A 26,540-nucleotide genomic window follows, 5' to 3' on the forward strand; every position below is an offset into this window, starting at 1 on the left:
CCTTTGCTTGCCGCTGGGGGCCCTGCTCATTAGACTTACGCCTCATTTCAACGAGAGCAGGGTCGATGCCAACTGCCTTTCCCGCCGATTCTGTTGGTCTGGTGACGCCGCAAGTGGCGCACTTCAGCGAGCCCCTGGCCCTTGCCTGCGGCCGCTCCTTGCCAGCCTATGACCTGATTTATGAAACCTACGGCACGTTGAACGCCACGGCGAGCAACGCCGTGCTGATTTGCCATGCTTTGTCGGGTCACCATCACGCTGCCGGTTATCACAGTACCGAAGACCGTAAACCCGGTTGGTGGGACAGCTGTATCGGCCCGGGCAAACCGATCGACACCAACAAGTTCTTCGTGGTCAGCCTGAACAACCTCGGCGGCTGCAACGGCTCTACCGGCCCGAGCAGCACCAACCCGGACACCGGCAAACCGTTTGGTGCCGACTTCCCGGTGCTGACCGTGGAAGACTGGGTGCACAGCCAGGCGCGTCTGGCGGACCGGATCGGCATCAACCAGTGGGCCGCGGTGATCGGTGGCAGCCTGGGTGGCATGCAGGCGATACAGTGGAGCATTACCTACCCTGATCGTATCCGCCACTGCCTGGCCATTGCCTCGGCGCCGAAACTGTCGGCGCAGAACATCGCCTTCAACGAAGTGGCGCGTCAGGCGATCCTCACCGATCCGGATTTCCATGGTGGCTCGTTCCAGGAAGCGGGTGTGATCCCCAAGCGTGGGCTGATGCTCGCGCGGATGGTCGGGCACATCACCTACCTGTCGGACGATTCCATGGGCGAGAAATTCGGCCGTGGCCTGAAGAGTGAAAAGCTCAACTACGACTTCCACAGCGTCGAGTTCCAGGTCGAAAGCTACCTGCGTTATCAGGGCGAGGAGTTCTCCGGGCGTTTTGACGCCAACACCTACCTGCTGATGACCAAAGCGCTGGACTACTTCGATCCGGCAGCGAACTTCGACGATAACCTGGCGAAAACCTTCGCCGGTGCCAAGGCCAAGTTCTGCGTGATGTCCTTCACCACCGACTGGCGCTTCTCCCCGGCCCGCTCGCGGGAACTGGTTGATGCGTTGATGGCGGCCAAGAAAGACGTTTGCTACCTGGAGATCGATGCTCCGCAAGGCCACGACGCCTTCCTGATTCCGATCCCGCGCTACTTGCAGGCGTTTCGCAATTACATGAACCGAATTTCGCTTTGAGGAAGTCATGAGAGCTGATCTGGAAATCATCCAGGAATGGATCCCCGCCGGCAGCCGCGTGCTCGACCTCGGTTGCGGCGACGGCGAGCTGCTGACCTGGCTGCGCGATAACAAGCAAGTGACCGGCTATGGGCTGGAAAACGACGCGGACAACATCGCCGAATGCGTGGCCAAGGGCATCAACGTCATCGAGCAGGACCTGGACAAGGGCCTGGGCAACTTTGCCAGCAACAGTTTCGACATCGTGGTGATGACCCAGGCCCTGCAAGCCGTGCATTACCCCGACAAGATCCTCGACGAAATGCTGCGGGTCGGTCGCCAGTGCATCATCACCTTCCCCAACTTCGGTCACTGGCGCTGCCGCTGGTACTTGGCAAGCAAGGGCCGGATGCCGGTTTCGGAGTTTTTGCCGTACACCTGGTACAACACGCCGAACATCCACTTCTGCACCTTTGCAGACTTTGAGGCGCTGTGCCGCGAACGTGAAGCCAAGGTCATCGACCGACTTGCTGTCGATCAACAACACCGACACGGGTGGGCCAGTAAGCTATGGCCTAATCTATTAGGTGAGATTGGCATCTACCGCGTCAGCAGTCCTGGCCTGCAGGATCACCAGGTAGCGGTTTAACGAGGTTTTTCGAGGAGAGCGATCATGGGTCGTCTAGCCCTGTTTCTGTTAACAGCCTGCCTGAGCGCCAGCGCCATGGCCGCCGAACCGATCAAAGGCGAACGTCAGGAAACCTTTGGTGACGTGACGGTGCACTACAACACCTTCAATTCCACCTACCTGACGCCGGATATTGCCAAAAACGCCGAACTGGTCCGCAGCAAGAATCAGGGCGTGATCAATGTGTCGGTGATCAAGGCCAACAAACCGGTGATCGCCCAGGTCAGTGGCACGGTGAAAGACCTGACCAGTAAAAGCGTCCCGCTGAAGTTCAAACAGATCACCGAAACCGGGGCCGTCTACTACATCGCCCAGTTCCCGGTGGATCAGCAGGAAGTCCGCACCTTCGAAATCAACGTGCAAACCGGCGACAAAATCAACACCATCAATTTCAACCAAGAGCTCTTCCCCGGCGAATGATCAATTTCACGCAACTCGTGTTGGCCAGCCATAACGCCGGCAAACTCAAAGAACTCCAGGCCATGCTCGGCGCCTCGGTGCGCCTGCGCTCAATTGGCGAATTCAGCAGCGTCGAGCCTGAAGAAACCGGCCTGTCGTTCGTCGAAAACGCCATCCTCAAGGCCCGCAATGCCTCGCGCATTTCCGGTTTGCCGGCACTGGCCGATGATTCGGGGCTGGCGGTGGACTTCCTCGGCGGTGCGCCGGGTATCTACTCGGCGCGCTATGCCGACGGCCAGGGCGACGCGGCGAACAACGCCAAGCTGCTCGATGTGCTCAAAGACGTACCCGAAGCCGAACGCAGTGCGCAGTTTGTCTGCGTGCTGGCGCTGGTACGCCACGCCGATGATCCGCTGCCGATTCTCTGCGAAGGCCTGTGGCACGGGCGCATCCTGACCGAAGCCAGCGGTGAACACGGTTTTGGCTACGATCCGCTGTTCTGGGTGCCGGAGCGCGATTGCTCCAGTGCAAAATTGAGCCCGGCCGAGAAAAACCAGCTCAGCCACCGCGCCCGTGCAATGGATTTGCTGCGCCAACGCCTGAGCCTGAAATGACCCACGACTCGTCCGCGTCGCCGCTGATATACGGCGGCGCGCAATCGCCTCGGACGGCCCTGCCAGTGCTGCCGCCCCTGGCGCTGTACATCCACATTCCGTGGTGCGTCCGCAAATGCCCTTATTGCGACTTCAACTCCCACACCGCAAGCCCCGAGCTGCCGGAAGAAGAGTATGTCGATGCCCTGCTGGCTGACCTCGATCAAGACTTGCATGCGGTTTACGGCCGCGAGCTGAGCTCGATCTTCTTCGGCGGCGGCACACCGAGCCTGTTCAGCGCGCAAGCGTTGGGCCGTTTGCTCAAAGGTGTGGAACAGCGAATCCCGTTTGCCGGCGATATCGAAATCACCCTGGAAGCCAACCCCGGGACCTTCGAACAGGAAAAATTCGTCGCTTACCGTGCCTTGGGCATCAATCGCCTGTCGATCGGCATCCAGAGCTTCCAGCAAGAGAAACTCAAGGCCCTGGGCCGGATCCACAACGGCGATGAAGCGATTCGCGCGGCTGGCATGGCCCGACAGGCCGGGTTCGATAACTTCAACCTGGACCTGATGCACGGCTTGCCCGATCAGTCCCTGGAGGATGCGCTGGACGACCTGCGTCAGGCCATCGCGCTGAAACCGACTCATCTGTCCTGGTATCAGCTGACGCTGGAGCCGAACACGGTGTTCTGGAATCAGCCGCCAACCCTGCCGGAAGATGACACCTTGTGGGACATTCAGGAGGCTGGCCAGGCGCTGTTGGCCGAACACGGTTACGCCCAATACGAAGTGTCGGCGTATGCCCAACCCGGTCGCCCGGCGCGGCATAACCTCAATTACTGGAGTTTTGGCGACTTCATCGGCATCGGCGCCGGGGCTCACGGCAAGCTCAGCCATCCGGACGGACGCATTGTCCGCACCTGGAAGACTCGTCTGCCGAAGGACTACCTCAACCCGGCAAAAAGCTTTCAAGCGGGTGAGAAGGCCCTGACCAACGAAGAGCTGCCGTTCGAGTTCCTGATGAATGCCCTGCGTCTGACCGAAGGTGTCGAGGCGCGCCTGTATCCAGAGCGCACCGGCCTGAGCCTGGAAAGCCTTGCCGAAGGCCGCCGCGAGGCCGAACAAAGTGGCCTGTTGCAGGTCGAACCGTCACGTCTGGCGGCGACGATGCGCGGACAGCTGTTCCTCAATGACTTGCTGCAGAATTTTCTGACTTAAGGAAATCGAATGGATTTGGTACTCGATCTGCTTGCCACCGTGTCCCGCTGGAGCCGTAGCAACCTGTCGGAAATCGCCCTGGCGCTGGTGGGCTGCCTGCTGGTGCTGTTTGGCGCCGATATCAAAGGCTGGATCGATCAACGCCTGGGCAGCATCGCTGGCGCCTTGCGCGTCCCGCTGATGGCCCTGGTGTGCATGATCGGCAGCGGCGCCGCCCTGATCTACGCCACGCCATGGATTGTTCGCGGCCTGAGCCAGTTCAACAACTACAGCCTCGCGCCGGTGTTGTTGGTGGTGCTGGTGTTGATCGGCGTCGTCGCCGACCGCCGCTGACTTTCGGATACACCACATTGGATTGCGATCGATGCTTTTTTTGCCGGTCGTCAGGGAAGATCATGAGTAAGAAACTGCTGGACGATACAAGCAAATTTCTCAGCTACGTGTTGCGTCACGAGCCGCAGGCCATTGGTCTGGTACTGGATACCGACGGTTGGGCAGCCATCGACGCGCTGATAAGCGGCGCGGCACGCGACGGTAGAACCCTGGATCGGCAATTGATCCAGCAGGTTGTCGACAGCAGCGACAAGAAACGCTTTTCGATCTCCGCAGACGGCCAACGCATCCGCGCCGTACAGGGTCATTCGACAAAAACCGTCGACCTGCAATTCGAAGAAAAGCGCCCTCCCGCGACGCTGTACCACGGCACTGCGACCCGGTTCATGGCATCGATCAACGAGAAAGGCCTGATCCCGGGCTCACGTCATCACGTGCACCTTTCCCAGGAAATAGAAACGGCCAGCACCGTGGGACAACGCTATGGAACGGTAGTGATTCTGAAGGTCGCAGCCCTGGAGATGCTGGAGCAAGGCTTCAAGTTCTATCAGGCCGAGAACGGAGTCTGGCTGACGGAACAGGTGCCGGTGAAGTTCATCGCTCCCTTGTAGGACAAGCCTCTCCCTCTACAGAGCGCGGCTGGTCACTCCCACCGCTATTTGGACGCTTGAGCGCCAAACTCCTTTTCGTAATAGTCCTTGAGCTTCATGGAGTCTTTGCAACCCAACGCCAGAGCCTGATTCAGATAGGCCAGGTTCTGACTGTCCGGCTGACCTTTTTCATTCAGCCGCGTGGCCGCCAGTATGTAATAGGCCTCCGCCCGATATTGATCGTAGGTCAGCACCATGGCCTTGCTACGCGCCTGAATAGCGGCCAACGTTCTTTCAGCCGTCAACTCTGCCCGCAAATCCTGGAAACATGACGACCGCTTGGTTGGCAGTGGGTAGTAGTCACGATTGCCATCTACTCGCTGAAGCATCTGCTTCAAATCTTCCAGGTACTTCAAGTGACCTGGGCTTCTGAAGTCAAACCGCATGTACGCGATATCACACTGAAAGTGATAAGCCACGGCGGACGCCAGCAAGCCTTGACCCATTGCCTTCTGCAAAGGCTCACAGAACTGTTTGCGCTCCTCGTCGGTCGGGCCAAACTTGCTTTCGATATTGGCCAACAGATACGTCGCAACAACGTGACCACCCTCGGACGCCATCTTCAGATCATGTTTGAATGCCAAGAACGTCGCTTCAGCGTCCTTCATCGCCTCGGGTGCATTTTGGGGGTCAAACTTTCCGCTGGCTTCCAGCTTTACCAATTCATCGGAAATATGCCTGAATTGCTCCGACTTCTGCCGGGCTCGCTCAAAGTATTCGTCCGCCGATATCGAGGGCAAGCTGGCAGTAGTGGTTGCGAAGGCTGTCGAAGACAACAGGCTCAACAACAATGCAGTGGCGAGGATCAATTTCAAACCTTGTCTTCCTTTACAAGTGGGGACGTGGAGCTTTCGGCGGATAAACGCAGATCTTGAACACCACACAAAACAACTGTGGGAGCGAGCTTGCTCGCGATGACGGCCTGACAGTCAACTTGGATGTTGAATGTTATGGCCTCATCGCGAGCAAGCTCGCTTGTATGTTTAGACTTGAAGGGGTGGGTGGGACTAAAAGCCCGATTCTGACTCTAGCCAGTACAGACCGTGGGAGACTTCGTCCCACCCCTTCTACCCAAAAGCGCCAATAAGGAATTCATCGGCAAGGCCGACGATAGAGACAAGCCAGCGCAACGGTAGACCCCAACAAGCTCTTAAACCCTAGCTCCGAGGATTCGTCATGACAATCCTTACTTCGCAAACGGTCGTGGGTGTTGATGTGGCCAAGGCCGAGGTGCTCGTCTATCGCGCCGATCTGCAAACCACACAAGCCATCCCCAATAATCGGGCAGCACTCAAACGCTGGCTCAAGACGCTGCCCGCCAAAAGTGGCATTGCCGTCGAGGCCACCAACATTTACCACTTGGACACGGTTGAGTTGGCCCATGAGTTGGGTCATCAGGTCTACGTCGTGGACGGTTATCGCTTGAGTCATTACCGCCGCGGTGTCGGCCAACGAGCTAAAAATGATCCGTGCGATGCCCGTCTTCTGGCTCGGTATCTGGCGCATGAACAGGCTGGGTTACGCGCTTGGAGCCCGCCGCCCAAGGCTTACAAGGCCCTGCAAAGCCTGCTTCATCGACGGGCAGCACTGATCAAGGCGCGTGTCAGTCTGGCTCAGAGCTGGGCCAATGAGCCGCGCCTGGAAGAAGAGCTGAAATGTCTGATGGAGACGTTTAAGCACTCGGATTTGGCCATTCAAAAAAAGCTGCGTGACCTGAGCAAAGAGGCCGGAGCCGCCGAAAATATTGAGCGTTGCAAGGCCATTGAAGGCGTCGGTGTACTGACGGCAACCGGATTTGCGACGGCTTTTTTGCGTGGCGAGTTTAAGGACAGCAATGCCTTCATCGCTTTTTTGGGCATGGACTTGAGGGTTGATGACTCGGGAAAAAAGACGGGGAGTCGCAGTCTGACCAAGAAAGGGGATCCGGAAATACGGCGTTTGGCCCACAACTCGGCCATGGCCGCCTGTCGTTCAGCGACCTGGAAACCCTTTTATGAAGGGTACCTGGCCAGAGGTTTCAAGAAGACTCAGGCCCTGGTAATCCTTGCCCGAAAACTCGCCCGGGTGGCGTTCGCCCTGATGAAAAACCAGAGCGAATACCAACCGAATCGACCGTTGCAGGGTTGTCCTGCAACATAGAATCTCCCACATTGTGTATTGCGTAGGGCTTAGGATTGTTTCTCGAACTTCAAATCCCACACGCCGTGCCCAAGACGTTCGCCGCGGCGTTCGAACTTGGTGATCGGGCGCTCGGCCGGGCGTGGCACGCACTTGCCGTCTTCGGCGAGGTTGAGGTAGCCCGGCGCGACATTCATCACTTCCAGCATGTACTCGGCGTAAGGTTCCCAGTCGGTGGCCATGTGCAGCACACCGCCGACTTTCAACTTGCTGCGTACCAGCTCAGCGAACGACGCCTGAACGATACGACGCTTGTGGTGACGGCTCTTGTGCCATGGGTCCGGGAAAAACAGCATCAGGCGATCGAGGCTGTTATCGGCCACGCAACGGTTGAGCACTTCGATCGCATCGCAATCGTAGACCCGCAGGTTGGTCAGGCCTTGAGTCAGCACGCCATTGAGCAACGCGCCGACACCTGGGCGGTGTACTTCAACGCCAATGAAGTCCTGATCAGGCGAAGCCGCGGCCATTTCCAGCAGCGAATGGCCCATGCCGAAACCGATTTCCAGCGAGCGCGGTGCCGAGCGACCGAACACCTGGTCAAAATCCACCGGCGCGTCGGCCAACGGCAGGACGAACAGCGGCGTGCCTTGGTCCAGGCCGCGCTGCTGGCCTTCAGTCATGCGCCCGGCGCGCATCACGAAACTCTTGATGCGGCGGTGTTGGCGCTCTTCGCCTGCTTCCGTCTGGATAGGCGTGTCGTTCGATTCAGTCATCAATGGCTCTTACTTGATCAGACCATCCAGCGGCGAGGAAGCGCTGGCATAGAGTTTTTTCGGCATGCGCCCGGCGAGGTACGCCAGACGACCTGCAACAATGGCGTGTTTCATCGCTTCAGCCATCATGATCGGCTGTTGCGCGTGGGCGATGGCCGAGTTCATCAGCACCGCTTCGCAACCCAGTTCCATGGCAATGGTCGCGTCGGATGCCGTACCGACACCAGCATCCACCAACACCGGGATCTTGGCTTCTTCGAGGATGATCTGCAGGTTGTACGGGTTGCAGATCCCCAGGCCCGTGCCGATCAGACCGGCCAGTGGCATGACGGCGATGCAGCCGATTTCCGCCAGTTGACGGGCAATGATCGGGTCATCGCTGGTGTAGACCATCACGTCGAAACCTTCCTTGACCAGCACTTCGGCGGCCTTGAGGGTTTCGATCACGTTAGGGAACAGGGTTTTCTGGTCCGCCAGCACTTCCAGCTTCACCAGGTTGTGGCCGCCGAGCAGTTCACGGGCCAGGCGGCAGGTGCGCACAGCCTCGGTAGCGTCGAAGCACCCGGCAGTGTTCGGCAGGAAGGTGTAGCGATCCGGCGACAGGACTTCGAGCAGGTTCGGTTCGCCCGGGTTCTGGCCGAGGTTGGTGCGGCGCACGGCGAAAGTGACGATCTCGGCACCCGAGGCTTCGATGGCCAGGCGGGTTTCTTCCATGTCACGGTACTTGCCGGTACCTACCAGCAAACGCGACTGGTAAGTACGACCGGCCAGGACGAAAGGCTTGTCGCTGCGTACGTTGCTCATCGGAAATCCTCTGTTGGGGTGAGGTTCTTGCAGAATTCTATATTTGGCAAACGCTGTGAAAACGTAGCGAGCGAAGGGAAGACAAGGCAAAAACAGGCGAGGAAGCGGAGTCTACGGGTTGTAAATGAGCATTCCGAGCCTGTTTTTAACGCTGGATTACCGAGCGCAGTAGTTTTCACAGTGTTTGCGCTCTAGCCGCCGCCGATGGCGTGAACGACTTCGACCGAATCGCCGTCGTTCAGCGTGGTTTCAGCATGCTGGCTGCGCGGAACGATATCCAGGTTGAGTTCGACCGCCACTCGGCGTCCGGTCAGTTCCAGACGGGTCAGCAGGGCCGCAACGGTTTCGCCGTCGGGCAGTTCAAGGGATTCGCCGTTCAACTGAATGCGCATGCCGGATGCCGCCATCATTTTTAGGGGCCAGCATTCTAGCCCGATCAGTCAGGTCGACCCAAGCCATTCGTCTTGAAACGGACTCTTAAGTCAGCTAAGGCGCCAGGCGGCTATCCCAAGGCACAGCCAGCCCACGAGGAATGCCAATCCGCCGAACGGTGTCACGATGCCCAGCTTGCTGACGCCGGTCAGGGTCAGCAGGTACAGGCTGCCGGAAAACAACAGGATGCCGAGGGCAAATGATACACCGGCCCAGGTGATCAAACGCCCGGGAATCTGCACGGCCAGCAGTGCTACGCCCAACAGCGCCAGGGTGTGCACCAGTTGGTAGGTGACGCCGGTGTGGAAAATCGCCAGGTATTCGGCACTCAGGCGGTCTTTCAGGCCATGGGCGGCAAACGCGCCCAGGCCCACGCCGGTGAATCCGAAAAAAGCGGCCAGCATCAGAAAGCCACGCAGCATGAGGAACTCCAGTCAGAATCATCGGGCAGGGTCTGTATAATGGCCCGCTCGACGGGTTCGGCCAAGCCATCTCTATGCTGCGTTTATTGTTCCGCCGTTTCACAAAAGCCCTGCTCTGGTTCGCCGGTGGCAGCGTGTTGCTGGTGCTGTTGTTTCGCGTCGTTCCGCCTCCAGGGACGGCGCTGATGGTCGAGCGCAAGATCGAATCCTGGGTCGATGGCGAGCCTATCGACGTGCAGCGCAACTGGCAGCCGTGGGAAAACATTTCCGATGACCTGAAGGTCGCGGTGATGGCCGGCGAAGACCAGAAATTCCCCGAGCACTGGGGTTTTGACTTCGGTGCGATCCAGGCCGCGCTGGCCCACAACGAACTCGGCGGCTCGATCCGCGGCGCCAGCACCTTGAGCCAGCAAGTCTCGAAGAACCTGTTCCTCTGGTCCGGCCGCAGCTGGCTGCGCAAAGGACTGGAAGCCTGGTTTACCGGTCTGATCGAAGTGTTCTGGCCCAAGCAGCGGATTCTTGAGGTGTACCTCAACAGCGTGGAATGGGATGACGGCGTGTTTGGCGCCGAAGCGGCTGCAAGGCATCACTTTGGCGTGAGTGCCCGGTCGCTGAGCCGTCAGCAAGCCAGTTTGCTGGCCGCCGTACTGCCAAACCCGCGAGCCTGGAGCGCCGGCCATCCGAGCCCATACGTATTGCGCCGCGCGAGCTGGATTCGGCAGCAGATGAGCCAGTTGGGCGGCGATAGCTACCTGACCGGACTCAACGCTTCGCGCCGGGCACCGTGGGCCCAGTGATTCAACACCAAACCCTGTAGGAGCAAGGCTTGCCCGCGATGAACGATAACGCGGTCGGCCAGTGACTCCGCATCACACCTATCGCGGGCAAGCCTTGCTCCTACGAAAGCAGGCACAAACAAAAACGCCCCGATCATTGATCGGGGCGTTTTATATTGCGTTACCGCTTAAGCAGCAATCGACAGCTTGAGCTTGTTCATCGCGCTCTTCTCGAGCTGACGAATACGCTCGGCCGACACGTTGTACTTCTGCGCCAAGTCGTGCAGCGTGGCTTTTTCTTCTGCCAGCCAGCGCTGATAGAGGATGTCGCGGCTGCGATCGTCCAGCACTTCCAGCGCTTCGTGCAGGTTGTGGGTGGAGTTGTCGGTCCAGTCGGCATCTTCCAGTTGACGGGCCGGGTCGTACCGGTGGTCTTCCAGATAGTTGGCCGGCGACTGGAAAGCGCTGTCGTCGTCCGCTTCGGCGGCCGGGTCGAAGGCCATGTCATGGCCGGTCAGGCGGCTTTCCATCTCGCGAACTTCCCGCGGCTCTACGCCGAGGCTTTCAGCTACACGATGGACTTCCTCGTTGTTCAGCCATGCCAGACGCTTCTTCTGGCTGCGCAGGTTGAAGAACAGTTTGCGCTGGGCCTTGGTCGTGGCGACCTTGACGATGCGCCAGTTGCGCAGGATGAATTCGTGGATTTCAGCCTTGATCCAGTGCACCGCAAAGGACACCAGACGCACGCCCATTTCCGGGTTGAAACGCTTGACCGCTTTCATCAGGCCAACGTTGCCTTCCTGAATCAGGTCAGCCTGGGCCAGGCCGTAGCCGGAATAGCTACGGGCAATATGTACAACAAAACGCAGGTGGGCGAGCACCATCTGCCGAGCCGCCCCCAAATCCTGCTCATAGTAGAGACTCTCGGCCAGTTCACGCTCCTGCTCCGGTGTCAGCAATGGAATGCTGTTCACCGTGTGCACATAAGCCTCCAGGTTCGCGCCTGGGACCAGAGCATACGCAGGTTGCAAAGAAGTGGTCATACGAAAAAACCTCCGACTCACATAACTCGTGCAGTTCAGCACTGCGAAAAGTTGACCGGGAACCGAAGGACAAGTTCCCCTATACGCTGAAAGGTCATACAAGCAATAAGACTCTACTTCGGTGCGAGCTCTCTCAAATGGCGCGCTACCGCAATCCATGCACCGATATACCCCAACAGCACTGCGCCTAGCAAGAGTGACAGACCATCGGCAACCGGTACCCCGGACAACGCGAAATTACTGCCATACAAGCCGGCCAGCCCAACCACTGCGTCGTTCAGCCAATTCAGGCCAAACGCCAGAACACCCCAGGAAAGAATCCCTGCACCGAAGCCATAGAGCGCGCCCATATACAGAAAAGGCCTGCGCACATAGCTGTCAGTGCCGCCGACGAGTTTAATCACTTCTATCTCTGTGCGGCGGTTTTCAATATGAAGACGAATGGTATTGCCTATCACCAAAAGTAATGCAGAAACCAGCAACACGGTCAGGCCGAAGACAAACCGCTCGCCCAGCTTGAGGATGGCCGCCAAACGCTCGACCCAGACTAGATCAAGTTGCGCCTGTTGTACCTTCGGCAACTCGGAAAGTTTTTGTCTTAATGCTTCAAGGGTCGCCTTGTCGACTTCGTTCGGAGTGACCAGCACCACGCCAGGCAACGGGTTCTGCGGCAGCTCCTTGAGTGCCTCGCCCAGACCGGACTGCTGCTGGAACTCTTCCAGCGCCTGCTCGCGACTGATGTATTCGGCATCAGCTACACCCGGCATGCCCTTGATCTGCTCGCGCAGTTGCTCGCCTTCGTTGGCGCTGGCATCGATCTGCAAGTAAAGCGAGATCTGCGCCGCACGCTGCCAGGAACCACCCAGACGTTCGACGTTGTTCAGCAGCAACGACAAGCCCATCGGCAAACTCAGGGCAACCGCCATCACCAGACAGGTGAAGAAGCTGCCGATGGGCTGCTTGCCCAGACGCCGCAGGCTGTCCAGCAAACTGGCGCGGTGACTTTCGATCCAGGCGCGCAGCAAGGTGCTGAAGTCCGGACCCTCGTCTTCATCGCGCTTTTTCTTCTGTGGTTGCGGATCGGCAGCCTTCGGGGCCACGCGCTCGGAAACCTTCGGACTGCGTGTTGCACTCATACCCCGGCCTCCCCGTCGCCGATCAATCGGCCACGCTGCAAGGTCAGCATGCGATGACGCATGCGGGCGATCAGCGCCAGATCGTGACTGGCGATCAGCACGCTGGTACCCAGACGGTTGATGTCTTCGAAGACGCCCATGATTTCTGCCGCCAGACGCGGGTCGAGGTTACCGGTCGGTTCGTCCGCCAGCAGCAAGGCCGGGCGATGGACGATGGCGCGGGCAATGCCGACACGCTGCTGCTGACCGGTGGACAGATCACCCGGATAGAGGTCGGTCTTGTCCGAGAGTGCAACGCGCTCCAGGGCCGAATCCACGCGCTTGGCGATTTCAGCCTTGGACAAGCCGAGAATCTGCAACGGCAAGGCGACGTTGTTGAACACCGTACGGTCGAACAACAACTGGTGGTTCTGGAACACCACGCCGATCTGCCGGCGCAGGTACGGGATCTGCGCGTTGCTGATGGTCGCCAGGTCCTGCCCGGCCAGCAGCAGTTTGCCAGTGGTCGGACGCTCCATCGCGAGTAACAGCCGCAGCAGGGTACTTTTACCGGCGCCGGAGTGGCCGGTGACAAACAAGAACTCGCCCCGACGGACTCGAAAGCTCAGCTCATGCAAGCCGACGTGACCGTTCGGATAGCGCTTACCGACCTGTTCGAAACGAATCATGAACGCTCCCGCTCGGCAAATAGTGCCTGGACAAAGGGTTCTGCTTCAAAGGTACGCAAGTCATCGATGCCTTCGCCGACACCGATGTAGCGAATCGGCAGGCCAAACTGCTTGGCCAGGGCGAAAATCACCCCGCCCTTGGCCGTGCCATCGAGTTTGGTCAAGGCCAGGCCGGTCAGTTCGACTGTCTGGTTGAATTGTTTGGCCTGACTAATGGCGTTCTGGCCAGTACCAGCGTCGAGCACCAGCAGCACCTCATGCGGCGCATCGGCGTCGAGTTTACTGATCACCCGGCGAACCTTTTTCAGTTCTTCCATCAGGTTGTCTTTGGTGTGCAGGCGACCGGCGGTATCGGCGATCAGCACATCAATGCCACGGGCCTTGGCGGCCTGTACCGCATCGAAGATAACCGAAGCCGAGTCGGCGCCGGTGTGCTGGGCGATCACCGGGATCTTGTTGCGTTCGCCCCAAACCTGCAATTGCTCGACCGCCGCGGCACGGAAGGTATCACCGGCTGCGAGCATGACTTTCTTGCCTTCAAGCTGCAGCTTCTTCGCCAACTTACCGATGGTGGTGGTTTTGCCGGCGCCGTTGACGCCGACCACCAGAATCACGAACGGCTTGTTCTGCGAGGTAATTTTCAGCGGCTGCTCGACCGGCTTGAGCATGTTGGCAAGCTCGGCCTGCAAGGATTTGTACAGTGCATCGGCGTCGGCCAACTGCTTGCGCGCGACCTTCTGGGTCAGGCTCTGGATGATCACCGATGTCGCTTCGACACCCACGTCAGCGGTCAGCAGGCGGGTTTCGATATCTTCGAGCAGTTCGTCATCGATGATCTTCTTGCCGAGGAACAGGCTGGCCATGCCCTCGCCGATGCTCGCGCTGGTTTTCGACAGACCTTGCTTCAAGCGGGCAAAGAAGCCGGCTTTGGTTTCTTCGGTGCGAACCGGTTCGGCCGCGACCGGAGCCGGAGCCGCAACCGGTGCAACCGGCGCTGGCGCTGTTACCGGTGCCGCGACAACGGGTGCCGGCACTGGGGCGGGTACAGGTTCTGGAGCACGTTCTGGTGCCACGAATGCCGCAATCACCGGCTGAGGCAGATCAGGCTCATCAACTATCAGTTGTTCAGCCGTCGGATCGATGACCGGGACCGGTTCAACCACCAGCAGCTCTACCGCTTGCTGGACTACTGTCGGCGCAGGAATCGGTGGCGTGATATGCGGCGCCAGCTCGTTTTCGACCAGGGCCACCGGTTCTTCAGCCACCGGCAACGTCAACCACGGCTTGTGTACAACTTCCGGCGCGCGCGGTACTTCAGCCACTGGCGCAGGCGCTGGCTCGACAACCGGCTGCACTACCGGCTCGGCTATCGGCAATACGGCAGCAGCCGGTGCTTGCGCAACGGGCGCTGCTTCTATTACCGGCTCAGGCGCAACCTCTGGAAGTGGCTGTGGCTGTTCGACGGCGGGTGCCTGCGGCTTTTTGCGCAGCCATCCGAACAGGCTTTTCTTCTCGCCAGCCGCAGCTGGGGTCTTCTTGTCGTCGTTGGAACCAAACATGGAGGACGGCTATCTCACGGTAGCGACGCGCCAATGGCGCCTCGGCAAATAAATATTCGATGCAGAACAGACTGCGTTTCACCCAGCTTGTTCACGCGCAACATTTTGTCGAAGTGCTCAACAGCACCTCAAGGATCGATTTTACGAAGGACTGAACTGGCAAAATCGGCGAAAAAGCGGAGTTTAGCTGATAAACAGAGGCTTTCCGCCGTGAACCCATACAGCCTGATCAAGCACAAAAGCCTGATAGGCGTGGCCGCCAGTAAAACGGATCAGTATCCTAGCACCCTCTAGCCCGCTGACGCTAAGACCTAGCGGGCAGCCCAACAGGTTTAAAAACGAATGAATGCTCTAGCCCGCCGCGCTGCAGGCCTGCTGCTCAGCACAGTTTGTCTGCCCCTTTCAGCTTTGGCTGCCGCCCCCCAACCGACCCACGAATTCACCCTCGACAACGGCCTCAAGGTCGTCGTGCGCGAGGATCATCGTGCACCCGTCGTCGTTTCCCAGATCTGGTACAAGGTTGGCTCCAGCTACGAAACCCCGGGCCAGACCGGTTTGTCCCACGCCCTGGAACACATGATGTTCAAGGGCAGCGAGAAAGTCGGCCCCGGCGAAGCGTCGTTGATCCTGCGCGACCTCGGTGCCGAAGAGAACGCCTTCACCAGCGACGACTACACCGCGTATTACCAGGTGCTGGCGCGTGATCGCCTGGGCGTGGCCTTTGAACTGGAAGCCGACCGCATGGCCAACCTGCGCCTGCCGGCCGACGAGTTCAGCCGCGAGATCGAAGTGATCAAGGAAGAGCGCCGCATGCGCACCGACGACAAGCCGATGGCCAAGGCTTACGAGCGCTTCAAGGCCATGGCCTACCCGGCCAGCGGCTACCACACGCCGACCATCGGCTGGATGGCTGACCTGGATCGCATGAAGGTCGAAGAACTGCGCCACTGGTATAAATCCTGGTACGTGCCAAACAACGCCACGCTGGTGGTGGTCGGTGACGTAACCCCGGACGAAGTCAAAGCCCTGGCCCAGCGCTACTTCGGACCGATCCCGAAGCGCGACGTGCCGCCAGCGAAGATTCCGCTGGAACTGGCCGAGCCTGGCGAGCGCCAGATCACCCTGCATGTACAGACGCAATTGCCGAGCCTGATGCTGGCCTTCAACGTGCCAAGCATCGCCACCGCGCAAGACAAGCGCTCGGTCAATGCCCTGCGGTTGATCGCGGCATTGCTTGATGGCGGCTACAGCGCGCGCATCTCGGCGCAACTGGAGCGCGGCGAAGAACTGGTCTCCGGTGGTTCATCGAGCTACGACGCCTACACCCGCGGCGACAGCCTGTTTACCTTGTCGGCATCGCCGAACACCCAGAAACACAAAACCATGGCCCAGGTCGAAGCCGGCCTGTGGAAACTGCTCGAACAGCTGAAAACCACCGCGCCTTCGGTTGATGAAGTTGAACGTGTACGCGCACAAGTGATCGCCGGCCTGGTCTACGAGCGTGACTCGATCACCAGCCAGGCCACTGCCATTGGTCAGCTGGAAACCGTCGGTCTGTCGTGGAAGTTGATGGACACCGAACTCGCCGAGCTGCAAAGCGTGACACCGGAAGACATCCAGAAAGCCGCCCGCACCTATTTCACTCGCGAACGTCTCAGCGTTGCGCATGTACTGCCACTGCCCGAGGAAACCGCTCATGAGTGAGAGTAAAAAACCACGCCTGGCCCTGATCGGCCTGGTACTCGTCGCACTGGTCGCCGCGCTCAGTTTCTACCTCAGCCGTTCGGCCGAGACCAATGCCAGCGAAACCCTCGACCAGGCCAAGGCCAGCAAAAAGCTGCAATCACTGGCCGAACTCGACAGTAAAGCGCCGAGCCACCGCACGCTGGACGTGCAAACCTGGAAAACCGCTGAAGGCTCCAAGGTGCTGTTCGTTGCAGCCCCGGAACTGCCGATGTTCGACATGCGCCTGATCTTCGCTGCCGGCAGCAGTCAGGACGGTGATAAACCAGGTCTGGCGGTGCTGACCAATGCCATGCTCAACGAAGGTATCGCCGGTAAAGATGTCGGCAAGATCGCTGAAGGCTTCGAAGGCCTTGGCGCAAACTTTGGTAACGGCGCCTACAAAGACATGGCCGTCGCCACATTGCGCAGCCTGAGTGCTGTGGATAAACGCGAGCCGGCGCTGAAACTGTTCGCTGAAGTGGTCGGCAAACCGACGTTCCCGACCGACTCATTGGCACGCATCAAGAACCAGTTGCTCGCCGGCTTCGAATACCAGAAGCAGAACCCCGGCAAACTGGCGAGCCTTGAGCTGATGAAGCGCCTGTATGGCGACCACCCTTACGCACACTCAAGCGACGGCAATGCGCAAAGTGTGCCGCCGATTACCGTGGCGCAATTGCGGGCCTTCCACGAGAAAGCCTATGCCGCGGGCAACGTGGTGATTGCACTGGTGGGCGACTTGTCGCGTAGCGAAGCCGAAGCGATTGCCGAACAGATTTCCGTCGCACTGCCAAAAGGCCCGGCGCTGGCGAAAATCGAACAACCGGCCGAACCACAAGCCAGCATCGGGCACATCGAGTTTCCGTCCAAGCAAACCAACCTGATGCTCGCGCAACTGGGCATCGACCGTGACGATCCGGACTACGCGGCCGTCTCCTTGGGCAACCAGATTCTCGGTGGCGGCGGCTTTGGCACCCGGCTGATGAGCGAAGTACGTGAAAAACGCGGCCTGACCTACGGCGTTTATTCCGGTTTCACCCCGATGCAGGTCCGTGGCCCGTTCATGATCAACCTGCAAACCCGCGCCGAAATGAGCGAAGGCACGCTCAAACTGGTGCAGGACGTGCTCGCCGACTACTTGAAAACCGGCCCGACCCAGAAAGAACTCGACGACGCCAAACGTGAACTGGCCGGCAGCTTCCCGCTGTCCAACGCCAGCAACGCCGATATCGTCGGCCAACTGGGCGCCATGGGCTTTTATAACTTGCCGCTGAGTTACCTTGAAGACTTCATGCGGCAGTCGCAAAGCCTGACGGTCGAGCAGGTCACCGCGGCAATGAACAAACACCTGAGCACGGACAAAATGGTCATCGTTTCTGCTGGTCCGACCGTGCCGCAAAAGCCGTTACCGGCCCCAACTGACAAACCATCCGAGCAGCCGCTCGGGGTTCCGGAGCATTAATGGCCAGTCCATCGCGTCCTAAAAAACCTGTTCATAACGTGCATAACGGCGTGAACCAATTGCGCATCATCGGTGGCGAATGGCGCAGCCGTCGCCTGAGTTTCCCGGACGCGCCAGGCTTGCGCCCGACGCCCGACCGCGTGCGTGAAACCCTGTTCAACTGGCTCGCACCGTACGTTGCCGGGGCCAAGGTTCTCGATCCGTTTGCCGGCAGCGGCGCGCTGTTTCTCGAAGCGCTGTCCCGTGGCGCCGCCATGGGCCAGGCGCTGGACGCCAGCAGCCTGGCGGTTTCCAGCCTGAAAGAACATTTGGGAACGCTGCGTTGCACCGTCGGCCAGGTACAAACCGCCGATGCCTTGCGTTACCTGGAAACCCAGCCCGCGATCGCCTACGACCTGGTGTTCCTCGATCCACCGTTCAACCAGAACCTGTTGCCCGCCGTTTGCACATTACTTGAAGAACGCCAATGGCTCGCCGACGACGCGTGGATCTACACTGAAAGTGAGACCGCGCCATCGACCCTCGGTCTGCCAGGGGGCTGGCGCCTGCACCGGGAGCAAAAGTCCGGGCGGGTCTACTACGCGTTGTGGCACCGTCTGGCAGAGATCGCCGGTTAATCCACCGGCCTGAACAAGGCGCGTGCCTGGGGTTAACAATCTCTGGCACGCGCCGCTGCATCGAGAACAACCGTGCCTACACCGCCTGATCGTTTCATCCCGGCCTTCGGCCTCGGCAACCCGCATTTGCAAACCTTGTGGGGACCGTTGTGGCGCAAAACCACTCATCTGGATCGACAACGCGAACGTCTGTGGCTCGACGATGGCGACTTCCTCGATCTCGACTGGCACGGGCCGCACAGCGCCAATGCACCTCTGGTGCTGGTGTTGCATGGATTGACCGGTTCTTCGAACTCACCGTATGTCGCCGGCCTGCAAAAAGCCCTGTTCGCCCAAGGCTGGGCCAGCGTGGCGCTGAACTGGCGCGGCTGTTCGGGCGAACCGAATCTGTTGCCGCGCAGCTATCATTCCGGCGCCAGCGAAGACCTCGCGGCGGCGATCAACCACCTGCGCGCCACCCGCCCGTCGGCGCCGCTGTACGCGGTCGGCTATTCGCTGGGCGGCAATGTGCTGCTCAAGCACCTGGGTGAAACCGGCAGTGGCAGTCAGTTGCAGGGCGCGGTGGCGGTCTCGGTACCCTTTCGCCTGGACCAATGCGCCGACCGCATCGGTCAGGGATTTTCGCGGATCTATCAAGCGCACTTCATGCGCGAAATGCTCGCCTACATCAAGACCAAGCAACAGAAGTTCCTGCACGACGGCCACCACGAGGGCCTGGAGACCCTGGCCAGACTCGGCTCACTGGAGAACCTGCGCACGTTCTGGGATTTCGATGGCCGGGTGACTGCGCCACTGAACGGCTTCAAGGACGCGCATGACTATTATCGCCGCGCCTCCAGCCGTTATTTTCTCGGCGAGATCCGCACGCCGACCCTGATCATTCAAGCGGCCGACGATCCTTTCGTATTTCTCCACAGCTTGCCGCACGCCAGCGAGTTATCGGACTGCACGCAGTTCGAGTTGCAGGCCAAGGGCGGGCATGTCGGCTTTGTCGACGGCACATTCCGCAACCCCGGCTACTACCTGGAACGGCGTATCCCGCACTGGCTGACCAACACAGGTCGCGAGTAAGGTCATGGAGGCCAATCCGGGCGAGTCGATCCACTTCTGGCAAACGGCACCGTTGGCCGGCGTCGAGCTGTTGTCCGCGCGCTACATCGAACAGCGCTTCGTCCCTCACGTACACGACGGCTTCGTCATCGGCATCATCATGGCCGGCGCTCAACGCTACCGCTATCGCGGCGCCGAACATCTGGCTGGCAGCGGGACGTTGGTGGTGATCAATCCAGACGAATTGCACACTGGCCACAAAGGCACGGACAACGGTTGGTTGTACCGGGCGTTCTATCCCGACAATCAGCAAATCCTTTCGTTGCTGGGCGAACTTGAGCTGCCTGACCACGATTTGCCGGCCTTTGGTGCGACGCTGTATCGCGACCCGGATCTGGTGAGTGGCCTCTGCCAACTGCACCGTTTGCTGGAGAGCCCTGCCAGTGCGCTGCAACAGCAGACCGCATGGCGGGAAATGATGCTGTCGTTGCTGCAACGTCACGCCGCAGTAGCAACGCCCGGTCAACCTGGACAGGAACATCGGGCCATCGCCCGAGCCAAGGAACTGCTGCACGCGCAGCTCGCGGCACCACCCTCCCTGGAAGAACTGGCCGCTGCGGTGAACCTTTCACCCTTCCACTTCGCCCGAGTGTTTCGCTACGCCACCGGTATGCCGCCGCACGCCTGGCTGATGCAGCAGCGTATCGCCCAGGCTCGTGCGTTATTACAGGAAGGCTGCCTGCCACTGGAGGTTGCCACCCGGCTCGGCTTTGCCGACCAGAGTCATCTGAGCCGGCAGTTCAAGAAGGTTTATGGCGTGGGACCGGGGGCTTATCGCAGCGCCCGACTGCTTTGAGTCTCAAAGCCCCCCAATACCCACAGGGGATTGACGATTAGTCGCCGGTAGCGACGCCCCGCGCCGGATCGGTGATCCATTCGCTCCACGACCCGGCATACAGCGAGCCCAATGGATAACCGGCCAGGCACAACGCAAACAGGTTGTGGCACGCAGTCACGCCCGAGCCGCAATACGCCACCAGTTCGGTCGGCGAACGATCACCCAGTTTCGCGGCAAAGCGCTGCTTGAGCTGATCGGCAGGAAGAAAGCGCCCGTCGGCATCCAGGTTGTCGGTAAAGGCCGCGCATTGCGCGCCGGGAATGTGCCCGGCGACCGGGTCAATCGGCTCTACCTCGCCACGAAAACGCGGCAGGCCCCGGGCGTCGAGCAAGGTCAGGCTCGGTTGACCGAGGCGCTGTTGCAGTTTTTCGGCACTCACTAACAAGGTGTGGTCTGGCACGCCGGTAAAGGAGCCACGGCTGATTGCCGGAGGATCCAGGCTCAGCGGTAAACCCGCCGCGTGCCAGGCCTTGAGGCCACCGTCGAGAATGAACACGCCGTCGCGCTTGCCCAGCCACGCCAGCAACCACCAGGCCCGGGCGGCATACATGCCGGGGCCGTCGTCATACAAAACGATTTCGCTGTCGTTATTGATACCCCAATCCTGCAAACGCTGAATCAAGTGATGGGGCGTCGGCAATGGATGGCGACCGGTGACCCCCTTGACCACGGGTCCGCTGAGGTCACGTTCGAGGTCCGCAAACGAGGCCCCCTCGATATGCCCCAGAGCATAGCTGCGCTGGCCGTAATCCGGGTCTTCGAGGGCAAAACGACAATCCAGAATCACCAACCCGGCCTGAGCCTTTTTCTGGTCCAGGGCATTCGGGCTGATCAGTTGCGCAATGGGCATAGCGGGCTCCTGTGATTAAGTCTTTGATCGATCCTACTGCACTTCTTCCAGAGCCTGGGCCAACGGCACGTAAAACTCCTCGAACAAGGCATTGACCGCCTCGCGCGCTTGCTCCGTGACAAATCCTGCTTCCAGCACCAGTACCTGATACACGCCACGTTTAATGGCTTGCTCGCTGAGATGGTTGGAATTTTCCCGTGTGGTGCACAGAAAGCGCACCCAGGACGTGAGGATGATCCAGGCGTTGAGCGTCAGGGACTCGATCTGGACCTTGTCCATGCACAGGATGCCGGCCTCGACGAAACCTGCGTAAATCGCCGTGCCCTGGATCAGGCAACGTTGCGAAAAACGCCGATAGCGGGCTGCCAATTCCGCATCGTTGTCGAGCAAGTGCTCGAGATCACGGTGCAAAAACCGGTAGCGCCACATGGCAGACAGCAGTTCCTGCAAGTAGAAACGCTTGTCTTCAACGGTCGCGGCGCGGCCCTGGGGTGGGCGCAGGAAGCTCTCTACCAGGGCTTCGTACTCACTGAACAACACGGCGATGATCGCCTGCTTGTTGGGGAAGTGGTAGTACAGGTTGCCCGGAGAAATCTCCATATGCGCAGCGATATGGTTGGTACTGATGCTGCGTTCACCCTGTTGATTGAACAGCTCCAGGCTGTTCTGCACGATGCGCTCGCTGGTTTTTATTCGTGGGGCCATGGCTTGAGCTTTAATTCTTCTGTGCGTTGCCGGGCATCTTACGACCTATCCGCTGGCGGATAAATCATCGCTTCCCGAGGATGTCATTTGACTTTCTAGAGCATAGACTCTAAAAACTTCCTCATTCTAAAAAAAACCGGAGCTACGATGCCCGCCGACATTGCCTACCTGCAAAACTCTCAACAGCCATTGAGTGAGCTACACGCTCTGTTTGCCGCCCAGCGCCAGGCCTACGCGGCCCACCCGATGCCGCCGGCCGCGCAACGCCAGCAATGGCTCAAGGCATTGCGTGATCTGTTGAGTGACGAGCGTCAGGCCTTGATCGACGCGATCAGCCAGGATTTCAGCAACCGTAGCGCCGATGAAACCCTGCTCGCCGAGCTGATGCCGAGCCTGCACGGTATTCAATACGCCAGCAAACACCTCAAAGGCTGGATGAAAGCGTCCCCGCGCAAGGTCGGAATCGCCTTTCAGCCGGCGGCGGCCAAGGTGGTTTATCAGCCGCTGGGCGTAGTCGGAGTCATCGTGCCGTGGAACTACCCGCTGTACCTGGCCATCGGCCCATTGGTCGGCGCGTTGTCGGCGGGCAACCGAGTGATGCTCAAACTCAGCGAGTCCACCCCGGCCACGGGGCAACTGCTGAAAACGTTGCTGGCCAAAGTGTTCCCCGAAGACCTGGTGTGCGTGGTGTTGGGCGAAGCCGAGGTCGGCGTGGCCTTTTCCAGGCTGCCCTTCGATCATTTGTTGTTCACCGGTGCCACCAGTATCGGCAAACATGTGATGCGCGCGGCGGCGGAGAACCTGACACCGGTGACACTGGAATTAGGCGGCAAGTCTCCGGCGATCGTTTCCCACGATGTACCGCTCAAGGATGCCGCCGAACGCATTGCCTTCGGTAAAACCCTGAATGCCGGACAAACCTGTGTCGCGCCGGACTACGTGCTGGTCCCGGAAGAACGGGTCGGTTCCTTCGTCGAAGCCTATCGTCAGGCGGTTCGCGGGTTTTACCCGACACTCGCGGACAACCCGGACTACACCGCGATCATCAATGAGCGCCAATTGGCCCGGCTGCGCAGCTACCTCAGCGACGCCACCAGCAAGGGCGCGCTGCTGATTCCGATGTTCGAGCAGGATCAGGACCGACGCATGAGCCATAGCCTGCTGCTGAATGTCAGCGACGAGATGATCGTGATGCAGGACGAAATCTTCGGCCCGGTGCTGCCTATCGTGCCTTACAAGAATCTGGACCAGGCGTTTGCCTACATCAATCAGCGGCCACGTCCGCTGGCGCTGTATTTCTTCGGCTACAACAAGGCCGAACAAAATCGCGTCCTCAACGAAACCCATTCCGGCGGCGTGTGCCTGAACGACACCTTGCTGCACGTCGCGCAAGACGACATGCCGTTTGGCGGTATCGGCGCTTCAGGCATGGGCCATTACCACGGCCATGAAGGCTTCCTGACGTTCAGCAAAGCCAAAGGCGTGCTGATCAAGCAGCGCTTTAACGCGGCGAAGCTGATTTATCCACCTTACGGCAAGTCGATCCAGAAGCTGATCCAGAAGCTGTTCATCCGCTGACGCCTCATGACCGGGTAATAACAATAATGAACCCAAGCCTGACCGAATCCCCCGCGCTGACACGGCGCGGCCTGCTCAAATTCAGTCTCTGCGCCAGCGCCTTCCTGACCACCGCGGGCCTTGGCGCCAGTCTCAGTGGTTGCTCGGCCAGCAGCCCGGCCAGCGGTTTCGCCATGTTGCGCAGCAGTGATCTGCCGTTCTTGCGCGTGCTGATCCCGGTGATGCTCGACGGCGCCGTGGCCGTCGAAAAACTCCCGGGTGCCATCGAGGGCACCCTGAAATCACTGGACCATGACCTCAATCATCTGTCGCCGGAAATGCTCAAGCTGACCCAGCAACTGTTCGACGTGCTCGGCATGACTATCACTCGCGGGCCACTGACCGGCATCTGGGGCCACTGGGAGAACGCCAGCAGCGACGACATCCGCCAATTCCTGCAGCGCTGGCAAAACAGCTCGCTGAGCCTGTTGCGCATGGGCCACAGCTCGATCCTGCAACTGGTGATGATGGCCTGGTACAAGCGCGCCGAGTCCTGGGCACATTGCGGATATCCGGGGCCGCCCGTCGTTTGAGACCGAGGTGTCCCTATCGCGAGCCGCATCACCACCGAATCCAAAACAATAAGAGAGCCCAAAGATGCCCGTACCCGATCCGTTCCGCGAAGGCCTGGCCCGTGGCTGGAAAACCTACAACGGCTCGCAACTGGCCAATGATCTGACGCTGGAAGCCGACATTGCGATCATCGGCAGCGGCGCTGGCGGCGGCACCACCGCCGAAATCCTCAGCGCTGCCGGCTACAAAGTGCTGTTGATCGAAGAAGGCCCGCTCAAGACCAGCAGCGACTTCAAGATGCTCGAAGACCAGGCCTATTCCAGCCTTTATCAGGAAGGCATCGGCCGCATGAGCAAGGACGGCGCGATCACCATCCTGCAAGGCCGCGCAGTCGGTGGCACGACGCTGGTCAACTGGACCTCAAGTTTTCGCACCCCCGAGCCGACCCTCGAACACTGGGCCACAGAACACGACGTCAAGGGCCACAGCCCGGCCGAAATGGCGCCTTGGTTCGAAAAAATGGAGCAGCACCTTGGCGTCGCCCCGTGGATGATGCCGCCGAATGCCAACAACAACGTGATCAAAAAAGGTTGTGAACAGCTCGGCTACAGCTGGCACGTGATCCCGCGAAATGTGCGCGGTTGCTGGAACCTCGGCTATTGCGGCATGGGCTGCCCGACCAACGCCAAGCAATCGATGATGGTCACCACCATCCCCGCAACCCTGGAAAAAGGTGGCGAGCTGCTCTATCTCGCCCGCGCCGAACACCTGCTGATCAAGGATGACAAAGTCACCGGCCTGCACTGCGCGGCAATGGATGAACGTTGCGTGGCACCGACCGGGCGTAGCATCACCGTCAAGGCGCGGCACTACATACTGGCCGGTGGCGGCATCAACAGCCCGGCATTGTTGCTGCGCTCAAAAGCCCCGGATCCCCATGAGCGCCTTGGCAAGCGGACTTTTCTGCACCTGGTGAACATGTCCGCCGGGCTGTTCGACGAGGTGATCAACCCGTTTTACGGCGCGCCGCAGTCGATTTACTCCGACCACTTTCAATGGCAGGACGGCACCACCGGCAAAATGTCCTACAAGCTGGAGGTACCGCCGCTACACCCGGCGCTGGCGGCGACCTTGCTCGGTGGCTTTGGCGAAGAGAACGCTCGACACATGCAGCAATTGCCGCACACCCACGCGATGCTGGCCCTGCTGCGTGACGGTTTTCACCCGGACAGCCCGGGTGGCAGCGTCGAGTTACGCGGCGATGGCTCACCGGTGCTCGACTATCAGGTCTCAGCCTATGCCTGGGATGGCATACGTCGAGCGTTCCACAGCATGGCCGAGATCCAGTTTGCCGGCGGTGCCAACGCGGTCATGCCGATGCACGCCGATGCGCGCTACGTGAAAACCCTCGCCGAGGCACGTGCTCTGATCGACGGCCTGAGCCTTGAGCTGTACCGCACACGACTGGGCAGCGCTCATGTGATGGGCGGATGTGCCATGGGTGAAGACCCGAAAAATGCCGTCACCGACAGTCTCGGCCGCCATCATCAACTGAGTAATCTGTCGATCCATGATGGCTCGCTGTTCCCCACCAGCATTGGCGCCAACCCGCAATTGTCGGTCTATGGACTGACCGCGCAACTGGCGACAGCGCTGGCTGTGCGTTTAAAAAACCTATGAAAAAACCCATAATTCGCATCGTCTATAGTGCTTTCTTACCCCAAAGGCGACTTGGCCGACCGGGAAGGCTGCGATACCATCCGACTCCCCAACGGACTCCCGCCAGGACGACGCGATGAACCGAGTGTTGTACCCAGGTACCTTCGACCCTATTACCAAGGGCCATGGCGATCTGGTCGAACGCGCCTCGCGCCTGTTCGATCACGTGATCATCGCCGTCGCCGCCAGCCCGAAGAAAAACCCGCTATTTCCCCTGGAACAGCGTGTGGAGCTGGCCCGCGAGGTCACTAAACATCTGCCGAACGTCGAAGTCGTCGGCTTTTCGACGCTGCTGGCGCACTTTGCCAAAGAGCAGAACGCCAACGTGTTCCTGCGTGGCCTGCGCGCGGTATCGGACTTCGAATACGAATTCCAGCTGGCTAACATGAACCGCCAATTGGCCCCGGACGTGGAAAGCCTGTTTCTTACCCCGTCCGAGCGTTATTCGTTCATTTCTTCGACGCTGGTCCGTGAAATTGCTGCCTTGGGGGGCGATATCACCAAGTTCGTCCACCCTGTCGTGGCCGACGCGCTGACCCTGCGCTTCAAGAAGTAGGCGCTGCCACAGACTGCTATCTCTTGC

Annotated in this window: 29 protein-coding genes; 18 read left to right on the forward strand and 11 right to left on the reverse strand. The window is 59.6% G+C overall.

Going from position 1 to position 26,540, the window contains the following annotated elements; genetic code table 11:
- Positions 1-65 precede the first annotated feature (65 nt).
- From AABM55_RS27475 to AABM55_RS27505, 7 genes are all read left to right on the forward strand, one after another.
- Positions 66-1,205, forward strand: coding sequence for a homoserine O-acetyltransferase (locus tag AABM55_RS27475; RefSeq protein ID WP_054594464.1), 1,140 nt, complete (start codon positions 66-68; stop codon positions 1,203-1,205).
- A 7-nt stretch (positions 1,206-1,212) separates the two neighbouring features.
- Complete coding sequence (metW, locus tag AABM55_RS27480; protein WP_054594465.1) at positions 1,213-1,833, forward strand: methionine biosynthesis protein MetW; 621 nt, start codon at positions 1,213-1,215, stop codon at positions 1,831-1,833.
- Positions 1,834-1,857: 24 nt separating this feature from the next.
- Positions 1,858-2,292 carry a DUF4426 domain-containing protein gene (locus AABM55_RS27485; RefSeq protein ID WP_347928233.1) on the forward strand — a complete coding sequence of 145 codons (435 nt, stop codon included), beginning with the start codon at positions 1,858-1,860 and terminating at the stop codon, positions 2,290-2,292.
- Positions 2,289-2,885 carry an RdgB/HAM1 family non-canonical purine NTP pyrophosphatase gene (gene rdgB, locus AABM55_RS27490; protein WP_347928234.1) on the forward strand — a complete coding sequence of 199 codons (597 nt, stop codon included), beginning with the start codon at positions 2,289-2,291 and terminating at the stop codon, positions 2,883-2,885. The genes AABM55_RS27485 and rdgB overlap by 4 nt, the downstream gene beginning before the upstream one ends.
- Positions 2,882-4,084 (forward strand): radical SAM family heme chaperone HemW, encoded by a 1,203-nt coding sequence (hemW, locus tag AABM55_RS27495; protein ID WP_347928235.1) that lies wholly within the window; start codon positions 2,882-2,884, stop codon positions 4,082-4,084. Before rdgB ends, hemW begins: the two co-directional genes overlap by 4 nt.
- 9 nt (positions 4,085-4,093) lie before the next feature.
- Positions 4,094-4,417 (forward strand): DUF3392 domain-containing protein, encoded by a 324-nt coding sequence (locus AABM55_RS27500; RefSeq protein ID WP_054594469.1) that lies wholly within the window; start codon positions 4,094-4,096, stop codon positions 4,415-4,417.
- Positions 4,418-4,479: 62 nt separating this feature from the next.
- The gene (locus tag AABM55_RS27505; protein WP_347928236.1) at positions 4,480-5,028 is read left to right on the forward strand and encodes an RNA 2'-phosphotransferase; all 549 of its coding nucleotides are present in this window, start codon (positions 4,480-4,482) and stop codon (positions 5,026-5,028) included.
- A 44-nt stretch (positions 5,029-5,072) separates the two neighbouring features.
- Here the strand turns inward: AABM55_RS27505 and AABM55_RS27510 are convergent, their stop codons facing one another.
- Complete coding sequence (locus AABM55_RS27510) at positions 5,073-5,882, reverse strand: hypothetical protein (RefSeq protein WP_347928237.1); 810 nt, start codon at positions 5,880-5,882, stop codon at positions 5,073-5,075.
- Positions 5,883-6,243: 361 nt separating this feature from the next.
- On the opposite strand from AABM55_RS27510, the gene AABM55_RS27515 reads away from it, so the two are divergent.
- Positions 6,244-7,206, forward strand: coding sequence for a transposase (locus AABM55_RS27515; protein WP_103320529.1), 963 nt, complete (start codon positions 6,244-6,246; stop codon positions 7,204-7,206).
- Positions 7,207-7,235: 29 nt separating this feature from the next.
- On the opposite strand, the gene trmB is transcribed toward AABM55_RS27515, so the two are convergent.
- The 4 genes from trmB to AABM55_RS27535 all read right to left on the reverse strand — a co-directional run bounded on the left by trmB (position 7,236) and on the right by AABM55_RS27535 (position 9,619).
- Positions 7,236-7,961 carry a tRNA (guanosine(46)-N7)-methyltransferase TrmB gene (gene trmB / locus AABM55_RS27520; RefSeq protein ID WP_347928238.1) on the reverse strand — a complete coding sequence of 242 codons (726 nt, stop codon included), beginning with the start codon at positions 7,959-7,961 and terminating at the stop codon, positions 7,236-7,238.
- A gap of 9 nt (positions 7,962-7,970) precedes the next feature.
- Positions 7,971-8,765, reverse strand: a complete 795-nt coding sequence (locus tag AABM55_RS27525; protein WP_019694092.1) for a thiazole synthase — start codon at positions 8,763-8,765, stop codon at positions 7,971-7,973.
- Between the two features lie 191 nt (positions 8,766-8,956).
- Positions 8,957-9,157, reverse strand: a complete 201-nt coding sequence (gene thiS, locus AABM55_RS27530; RefSeq protein ID WP_007897898.1) for a sulfur carrier protein ThiS — start codon at positions 9,155-9,157, stop codon at positions 8,957-8,959.
- A 90-nt stretch (positions 9,158-9,247) separates the two neighbouring features.
- Positions 9,248-9,619 carry a DUF423 domain-containing protein gene (locus tag AABM55_RS27535; RefSeq protein ID WP_347928239.1) on the reverse strand — a complete coding sequence of 124 codons (372 nt, stop codon included), beginning with the start codon at positions 9,617-9,619 and terminating at the stop codon, positions 9,248-9,250.
- Between the two features lie 74 nt (positions 9,620-9,693).
- Between AABM55_RS27535 and mtgA the strand changes: the two genes are divergently transcribed.
- The gene (gene mtgA, locus AABM55_RS27540; RefSeq protein WP_054594472.1) at positions 9,694-10,416 is read left to right on the forward strand and encodes a monofunctional biosynthetic peptidoglycan transglycosylase; all 723 of its coding nucleotides are present in this window, start codon (positions 9,694-9,696) and stop codon (positions 10,414-10,416) included.
- Between the two features lie 167 nt (positions 10,417-10,583).
- Here mtgA and rpoH read toward each other — a convergent pair whose 3' ends face one another.
- The 4 genes from rpoH to ftsY form a co-directional block, all read right to left on the reverse strand.
- Positions 10,584-11,438 carry an RNA polymerase sigma factor RpoH gene (gene rpoH / locus AABM55_RS27545; RefSeq protein WP_019694095.1) on the reverse strand — a complete coding sequence of 285 codons (855 nt, stop codon included), beginning with the start codon at positions 11,436-11,438 and terminating at the stop codon, positions 10,584-10,586.
- Positions 11,439-11,551: 113 nt separating this feature from the next.
- Positions 11,552-12,574: a permease-like cell division protein FtsX gene (gene ftsX, locus AABM55_RS27550; protein WP_347928240.1), complete on the reverse strand. Its 1,023-nt coding sequence runs from the start codon at positions 12,572-12,574 to the stop codon at positions 11,552-11,554.
- Positions 12,571-13,242 (reverse strand): cell division ATP-binding protein FtsE, encoded by a 672-nt coding sequence (ftsE, locus tag AABM55_RS27555; RefSeq protein ID WP_019694097.1) that lies wholly within the window; start codon positions 13,240-13,242, stop codon positions 12,571-12,573. The genes ftsX and ftsE overlap by 4 nt, the downstream gene beginning before the upstream one ends.
- Positions 13,239-14,801 (reverse strand): signal recognition particle-docking protein FtsY, encoded by a 1,563-nt coding sequence (ftsY, locus tag AABM55_RS27560; RefSeq protein WP_347928241.1) that lies wholly within the window; start codon positions 14,799-14,801, stop codon positions 13,239-13,241. The genes ftsE and ftsY overlap by 4 nt, the downstream gene beginning before the upstream one ends.
- Positions 14,802-15,143: 342 nt before the next feature.
- On the opposite strand from ftsY, the gene AABM55_RS27565 reads away from it, so the two are divergent.
- From AABM55_RS27565 to AABM55_RS27585, 5 genes are all read left to right on the forward strand, one after another.
- A complete protein-coding gene (locus tag AABM55_RS27565; protein ID WP_347928242.1) occupies positions 15,144-16,505 on the forward strand; it encodes a pitrilysin family protein in 1,362 nt (453 codons plus the stop codon).
- Positions 16,498-17,988: a pitrilysin family protein gene (locus AABM55_RS27570; protein WP_347928243.1), complete on the forward strand. Its 1,491-nt coding sequence runs from the start codon at positions 16,498-16,500 to the stop codon at positions 17,986-17,988. Before AABM55_RS27565 ends, AABM55_RS27570 begins: the two co-directional genes overlap by 8 nt.
- Positions 17,988-18,605: a 16S rRNA (guanine(966)-N(2))-methyltransferase RsmD gene (rsmD, locus tag AABM55_RS27575; RefSeq protein WP_347928244.1), complete on the forward strand. Its 618-nt coding sequence runs from the start codon at positions 17,988-17,990 to the stop codon at positions 18,603-18,605. The genes AABM55_RS27570 and rsmD overlap by 1 nt, the downstream gene beginning before the upstream one ends.
- Positions 18,606-18,677: 72 nt before the next feature.
- On the forward strand, positions 18,678-19,676 hold the full coding sequence (locus AABM55_RS27580; protein WP_347928245.1) for a hydrolase: 999 nt from the start codon (positions 18,678-18,680) through the stop codon (positions 19,674-19,676).
- A gap of 4 nt (positions 19,677-19,680) precedes the next feature.
- Positions 19,681-20,511: an AraC family transcriptional regulator gene (locus tag AABM55_RS27585; RefSeq protein WP_347928246.1), complete on the forward strand. Its 831-nt coding sequence runs from the start codon at positions 19,681-19,683 to the stop codon at positions 20,509-20,511.
- A 37-nt stretch (positions 20,512-20,548) separates the two neighbouring features.
- Here AABM55_RS27585 and AABM55_RS27590 read toward each other — a convergent pair whose 3' ends face one another.
- Positions 20,549-21,403 carry a sulfurtransferase gene (locus AABM55_RS27590; protein WP_347928247.1) on the reverse strand — a complete coding sequence of 285 codons (855 nt, stop codon included), beginning with the start codon at positions 21,401-21,403 and terminating at the stop codon, positions 20,549-20,551.
- Positions 21,404-21,436: 33 nt separating this feature from the next.
- Complete coding sequence (locus AABM55_RS27595; RefSeq protein ID WP_216744012.1) at positions 21,437-22,108, reverse strand: TetR/AcrR family transcriptional regulator; 672 nt, start codon at positions 22,106-22,108, stop codon at positions 21,437-21,439.
- 147 nt (positions 22,109-22,255) lie between these two features.
- Here AABM55_RS27595 and AABM55_RS27600 point away from each other — a divergent pair, with 147 nt between their 5' ends.
- The 4 genes from AABM55_RS27600 to coaD all read left to right on the forward strand — a co-directional run bounded on the left by AABM55_RS27600 (position 22,256) and on the right by coaD (position 26,513).
- The gene (locus tag AABM55_RS27600) at positions 22,256-23,686 is read left to right on the forward strand and encodes a coniferyl aldehyde dehydrogenase (protein WP_347928248.1); all 1,431 of its coding nucleotides are present in this window, start codon (positions 22,256-22,258) and stop codon (positions 23,684-23,686) included.
- Between the two features lie 26 nt (positions 23,687-23,712).
- Positions 23,713-24,258, forward strand: a complete 546-nt coding sequence (locus AABM55_RS27605; protein ID WP_347928249.1) for a twin-arginine translocation pathway signal protein — start codon at positions 23,713-23,715, stop codon at positions 24,256-24,258.
- 64 nt (positions 24,259-24,322) lie between these two features.
- On the forward strand, positions 24,323-25,918 hold the full coding sequence (locus AABM55_RS27610) for a GMC family oxidoreductase (protein WP_347928250.1): 1,596 nt from the start codon (positions 24,323-24,325) through the stop codon (positions 25,916-25,918).
- A gap of 115 nt (positions 25,919-26,033) precedes the next feature.
- Entirely contained in the window at positions 26,034-26,513 is a 480-nt protein-coding gene (gene coaD, locus AABM55_RS27615) for a pantetheine-phosphate adenylyltransferase (protein ID WP_008019993.1), read from the forward strand.
- Positions 26,514-26,540 lie beyond the last annotated feature (27 nt).

Source organism: Pseudomonas helvetica, assembly GCF_039908645.1.
In the GTDB taxonomy this organism is placed as follows: Bacteria; Pseudomonadota; Gammaproteobacteria; order Pseudomonadales; family Pseudomonadaceae; genus Aquipseudomonas; species Aquipseudomonas helvetica.